Genomic DNA, 5,914 nt, shown 5'->3' on the forward strand with positions numbered 1-5,914 from the left:
CACAGCAGAAGTCGGCGAAGGCGCGGCCTGCGATGGCGCTCGCGAACATTCAGGAACATCTCCGCCGGATGCATGAAATGCTCGTAGCGCCGGTGGAAAGCTTTTTGAAGGATGCCGCCGCTATTGTCTTCGTTCCCTCCGGCTTTCTGCACTACCTGCCGTTTCACGCTCTGTTCGACGGAACCGCGTATCTGACAGATCGCTTCACCGTCGGCTACGCCCCGACCGCCACAATCTACCGGTTATTCATGAACAAACAAAGCGCGCCATCCAGACAGGCCCTCCTGATCGGCGCGCCGGACGATGAGGCTCCGATGATTTCCGACGAGATCGAGAACATCGGTTCTGTGCTGCCCGGCGCGCGAACCTTTATGGGGCCTGCAGCGACAACGGAATGTCTCAAGCGCGAAATCCGGACCGCCGGCATCGTTCATATCGCCTGCCATGCGACCTTCCGTCCGGACAACCCGATGTTCAGCTCATTTCAACTGAGCGACGGACCGGTCAATTTCTTCGATATATACAACCTGCGGACGACGGCAAGCCTCATCACCCTCAGCGGCTGCGGAACCGGTTTGAGCAGCGTCGTGGCGGGGGACGAACTGCTGGGACTCGTTCGAGGATTTCTTTATGCTGGAGCAACCTCAGTGGTGCTCAGCCTGTGGGACGTCAACGACCGGACAACGGCGGAACTGATGCAGACCTTCTACTCGCAACTCACAGGAAACAGAACAATTGCCGGAAGTCTGAGGGCCGCCATGCTGCACCTCCGCGAACAACATCCCCATCCTTATTACTGGGCTCCATTTCTGGTCGTGGGCAATCCTGCGGCATCTTTTTAAAAAACTTTTCGGGCCACCATACTTTTGTTGCCCCGCCACAGCACTTAACTCAGCAAATAGAGCAACTGCTCTACGAACTAAAAAGGGGCTTAACTATGAATAACGAATGGATGAATCAGGAAAACGAACTCGCAATCGAAATCGAAGAACTCGAACAGAAGATTGTTCCGCAGTCCGCCGCCACTTTCATCGACTAAAAGAAAGCAGAGCCGCAGATTGCGCAGGACGGCGCAATTCTGCAGCACAGCCGCAGACTGCACATGGATGAAGGCAGGTCTGCGGCTCTTCGCTTTTACGCAGCGCGGTTTTCAGCGACGCGTACTTTGTTGTGAATTTCTTTCACTCCCGTCACATCATCCACGACGTCTTCGGCCAGATACTTCATGCGCCGGTCGGTCACTTCGCCCGTCATCGTCACGACCCCATTCTCGACCTGAATATCCATTAGGCTTGCGTCGATCAGAGAGTGCCGCGACAAATGCTTGCAGATCTCGTCGTGAATGCGGTCGTCCGCGCGCTTGTATCCTTTCGGTCCCTTACCCTTGTGCGGCCCGGGATGTTTCTTCTCCAGAAGCGGGTTCTCATACATCCCGGTAACGCTGTAGAACTCCGCTCCGCCGCCGTACATGGCGGAACTGAAAACACCGCCCTGATATGGCGTTCCCGCAGCCGTTCCGTAATGTTCGTCGTCGTGCTGATTGGAGTGTACCGTATCCATCCATCGTTCGAAATGCTCTGTATCCCAATCTTTAGGCATGGCTTACTCCTTTACACGTATAGAGTGCAATCGGTAGGCCAAAAGACGACACAATTCAAAACAAGGGAAATGAGCCGTGCTGGACTCGAACCAGCGACCCTCTCATTAAAAGTGAGAAATCGCCCTATAACGCCGGGTAACACCTGTCTACTGACACGGCACTTATCCTTCTGATAATAGCGGTTTTATTGGCGTTTTTCGTGAACTTCGGGTAACGTGCGTAAACATGGGTATACGGCATGCCTGTTACCCCAATCTGTTACCCGGAGGCCTTCTCACAATGGCGAAACGTGGTCTGACTGCCAAACAGGTCGAGCACATCAAATCCGATCCCGAGAAACGAATTGAAATTGCCGCCGGCCCGCCGGCCGGGCTGTACCTGGTTGTCCATCCGACGGGTTCGAAATCCTGGGCTCTTCGATATCGATGGCGCGGACGGACTCACAAGCTCACGTTTCCTCAGCCGTATCCAAACCTCTCCCTGGCAGGAGCGCGCGGAGAGGCAGAAGCGAAAGTGGACGATGTGAGAAACGATCGCGACCCATCCGCCGTTCAAACCGAAGAGATCAAACAGGAGACTCCGGAGAGCGTCAAGGCCGTCGCCGATGAATGGATTAAGCGGTATGTGAAAGTGAAAACCGCCGAGCGATCACAGGACGAATATGAGCGGATCCTGAACAAAGAAGTTCTCCCGCTCTGGAAGGACAAGCTCATCACGGAGATCGGCAAGCCGGATGTCCTACGCGTCATCGATGGGCTGATGGACCGCGGAACTCCGGCGCTGGCTAACAAGACTCTCGCGATCGTCAAAGCATGGATGGAATGGGCGGTCAAAGACCGCGGCTACCTCCCGATCTCACCGGCGGCGGGCATCGGATTGCCGTCTGATCCGATCAGCAGAGAGCGAGTGCTCGAGCCGGGCGAATTGGTCGAAGTCTGGAACGCCGCCGACGCGCTCCGTTATCCGATCGGATCTTTTGTACAGTTCCTCGCCCTCGTGGCGCAACGCCGGGGCGAAGTCGCAACTATGCAGTGGGCAGACATCGATCTGAAGAACGCTCTTTGGACGATACCGGCAGGAAAGACGAAAAGCGGCCGCGTGCATGACGTACCGCTTTCGAGGCCAGCCTTGAAGATCATCGAGAACCTTCCGAAGTTCACCAAGGGGGACTATCTCTGGACGTCGACCAGCGGCGCCCTGCCGATTAATGGATTCTCGAAGGCCAAAAACCGAATCGATGCCGAAACGCTTGAACGTCGCAGCGCTGCTGGACTCAAAGACAATATTGCAGACTGGACAATGCACGATTTACGGAGGACCGCTGCCACACTGATGGCGAAATCCGGAGTCTTGCCTCACGTACTCAGCGCGATCCTCGGTCACTTGATGCCGGCGGCGGTCACATCGAAGCAAGCGGCGCACATCACGGGGATCTATAACCGTCACGATTACCTTAATGAGAAGCGCGCGGCGCTCGAAGCGTGGGCGAAGTCTGTGTTGAGTCTCACCGGCAAAAAGGCGTCGCGCGGAAAAGCAGCCACAGCTTAAAAGGCCCTACCCTGTCCATCATCGAAGTCATGCTCCGTACATACGTAGGGGCGGGTAGGCTGGCCAGCCGAGCCCGGTGCTTCCCCATCGGAACCGCCCTCCGCAAATCACGGGAAAGGTGATTTCAATGCAGAATACAGATGAATCCCGCCGCGCCGCCGCCGAACAATGGCTTTCGAATCGAGCCTTAAGCAAACTCGCCGGGACCGATCAAGAACTCGCCCAGATCGAAGTATTCCGCTCGTTCAATCTTGCGCTTCGTTTCGCGGTGAAAATAAGAACCGGCAACAAGCGGAATGCTGCAAATTTTTTTGAAGATGGAACTTACACTGCCGCCGATTTCGATCTTGCTGTGAAACTGTTCACGATCGCGAGAGATTCACGAGGGCGACAGCAAGATGATCTGCGGAAGACCTTCGGCCGCCTTCACGCCGAAACAGGACTCGATGCAATTGAGCAGCTAGGCCCATGGGGGGACTTCATGTTCGAGCAGCCTGATCGAATCCTGAACCCTGAAGACATGCGGCGGGCATACGAAGCTCTACGTCTCGAAAAACAAAGGCATCGCGAGAATGGCCGAAAGGGCGGCAAGAATGGAAAGGACCGCGATCCACGATTGGTAAATTGCATCGTGTCGCTGAGAAAGCTCTACCCAGACATGTCGTACAAAGACCTCGCGGTCCAGGCCGAACTCGAAGGATTCGGCGTTTCCGGTAAGACCGTAGAGCGTATTTTGAAGAATCCTTAGAGACAGAAAGCCGCTTCCTGTCCATAGCCTCCGGGATTACCGCTTTACAGTTGTGCTCACATATGGGCACACAGCAACACGATTCAATCACACTCCTTCGATACCGCGATCTGGTTGACCGCAAGATTGTCAACAATCGCATGACTCTTCGTCGGTGGATGGAGCGCGGTAATGATCCATTCCCGGCAGCCATCCAACTTTCAGAGAACTCTATCGCCTGGTACGCTTCCGCCGTCGAAGCTTGGCTGGAGCGTCGCGCGGCCGCGAGCAACACCGGAGACGCGGCCTAATGACCGACTCCGAAAAGCTCGCGGCGGCCATCATCAAAATGCTGGACCGTCAGGCATGGCTTGCCGAATTGCGCGAACGTCAGAAGCACGAGCGGAAGATTCGACGCGAAAAGGCCAATGTTTCGCAGCCGGCGGAAAACAGGCAGGTGCCGGCATGAGTTGGAACCAGTGGGACCACGCCGCGCGGTATACCTTCCTGAATCAGTTGAAGCGACCGCACGTCAATCTCGATACCGCCATCGCGGAGAACCACGCGAAATTGGTAAAGCGGGGAATCGATCCGGGCGGACCTATCCCCGACAGTGACACCTTGATGGCGGTCGATCAACTCGAAACGCTCGTCGATGCCCAGGTCGAAGAACTAAAAGCTGGGATCCAGGCCTATGACGAGCGGCTCGCAATTCAGGCGGAAGCGGTAGACGAGGGAAAAACGACGGCTGAACGTGCCGCAGACGCACTGGAGCGGCCGGAAAGGTTCCCGGGTGAGCATGAAACGGCGCGCGCCTGGCTTCGACTGTATGAACCGCCGAGGCGGATTTTCAGGAAGGTGTGTGCATGAGCGATCGCTACACCCTGGAAGTCCCGGAATTCGGTATCACTTTCATCGTCGATAGACTTCGCCGAGAACGCAATGAACTCATCGGCGAACTCACCGTGCGGTGCACCTTACCGGGCGCCAAGACCGTCAATGGATGTCTCAGCACAGCGGATTTTAATTTCTCGAGTGCTCGTGCTCGGCAAGATCGCGCGAAATTGCTGCAAGAACGGGCTCGAACCAATGGAAAACCCGACTGGTACGGGCTCCTTGAGGAATTCTGCCAGAAGGTGTTCGAGGCCGAGCGGGAAGGCGATCCTGCTGTCGATCTGCGAACCCTGCCGAAGCCAGAACCGGACGATGATATTCGTGTTGATGGGCTGACCTTTCCGAAGAGACATCCGAGCATTTTGTTTGGCGATGGCGGTGCCGCGAAGAGCTACTTCGCGTTATATGTCGCTGCTTGTCTTGCGCGCCGTGGATTCAATATCGCGTTTTTTGACTGGGAACTGTGTGGCGAAGATCACCGTGGACGGCTGGAGCGGTTCGGGCCCGACATGCCCCTCATTCACTACGTACTTTGTGATCGGCCATTGGTCACAGAGGTTGACCGCCTACAGCGCATTGTCCGCGAACGCAAGATCGACTATGCCATTTTCGATAGCATCGCTGTCGCCTGTGATGGGCCACCTGAAGCCGCCGAAGTGGCCGGCAAGTACTTCCGGGCCGTTCGCCGGATTGGATGTGGAAGTCTGCATATTGCCCATGTCTCGAAGTCCTCCGAATCATCCGAGGACAAGCCGTTCGGTAGCGCGTTCTGGCACAACCTCGCGCGCTGTACGTGGTTCGTGAAGGGTGCCGATGCGGACCAATCGTCACTCCGTCTCGGCTTCTATAACAAGAAAGCCAACCTTGGACCCATTCGGCCGGCGGTGAGTTTCCTCGTTTCGTTCGCCGATCAGCGCACGACATTTGAGCGCGTCAGCATCAGCGAGTCGCCAGATTTAGCCGGAAAACTGACCATTGGACAACGTCTGACCGAAATTCTCAAGCACGGCTCAAAAACTGTCCAGGATGTGGCGTCGGAACTCGAAGTTAAACCGGACTCGATTTACAAGACCGTGCAGCGTAAGGACAAGCAATTCATTCTTTTAGAAGGTGGCCGTATTGGGCTTCGTGGGTAGTGGACATGT

Annotated in this window: 7 protein-coding genes; 6 read left to right on the forward strand and 1 reads right to left on the reverse strand. The window is 55.9% G+C overall.

Going from position 1 to position 5,914, the window contains the following annotated elements; genetic code table 11:
• A partial coding sequence (locus tag VGK48_26950) for a CHAT domain-containing protein (protein HEY2384830.1) occupies positions 1 to 842 on the forward strand: 842 nt, incomplete at its 5' end.
• 292 nt (positions 843 to 1,134) lie between these two features.
• Here the strand turns inward: VGK48_26950 and VGK48_26955 are convergent.
• Positions 1,135 to 1,599, reverse strand: coding sequence for a BON domain-containing protein (locus VGK48_26955; GenBank protein HEY2384831.1), 465 nt, complete (start codon positions 1,597 to 1,599; stop codon positions 1,135 to 1,137).
• A 280-nt stretch (positions 1,600 to 1,879) separates the two neighbouring features.
• Between VGK48_26955 and VGK48_26960 the strand changes: the two genes are divergently transcribed.
• The 5 genes from VGK48_26960 to VGK48_26980 all read left to right on the forward strand — a co-directional run bounded on the left by VGK48_26960 (position 1,880) and on the right by VGK48_26980 (position 5,905).
• On the forward strand, positions 1,880 to 3,148 hold the full coding sequence (locus tag VGK48_26960) for a tyrosine-type recombinase/integrase (GenBank protein HEY2384832.1): 1,269 nt from the start codon (positions 1,880 to 1,882) through the stop codon (positions 3,146 to 3,148).
• Between the two features lie 127 nt (positions 3,149 to 3,275).
• A complete protein-coding gene (locus VGK48_26965; GenBank protein ID HEY2384833.1) occupies positions 3,276 to 3,896 on the forward strand; it encodes a hypothetical protein in 621 nt (206 codons plus the stop codon).
• 289 nt (positions 3,897 to 4,185) lie between these two features.
• Positions 4,186 to 4,344 (forward strand): hypothetical protein, encoded by a 159-nt coding sequence (locus VGK48_26970; GenBank protein HEY2384834.1) that lies wholly within the window; start codon positions 4,186 to 4,188, stop codon positions 4,342 to 4,344.
• Positions 4,341 to 4,745: a hypothetical protein gene (locus tag VGK48_26975; protein HEY2384835.1), complete on the forward strand. Its 405-nt coding sequence runs from the start codon at positions 4,341 to 4,343 to the stop codon at positions 4,743 to 4,745. The genes VGK48_26970 and VGK48_26975 overlap by 4 nt, the downstream gene beginning before the upstream one ends.
• Positions 4,742 to 5,905: an AAA family ATPase gene (locus VGK48_26980; protein HEY2384836.1), complete on the forward strand. Its 1,164-nt coding sequence runs from the start codon at positions 4,742 to 4,744 to the stop codon at positions 5,903 to 5,905. The genes VGK48_26975 and VGK48_26980 overlap by 4 nt, the downstream gene beginning before the upstream one ends.
• Positions 5,906 to 5,914 lie beyond the last annotated feature (9 nt).

The sequence above is a fragment of the Terriglobia bacterium genome, from assembly GCA_036496425.1.
Taxonomy (GTDB): Bacteria; Acidobacteriota; Terriglobia; order 20CM-2-55-15; family 20CM-2-55-15; genus 20CM-2-55-15.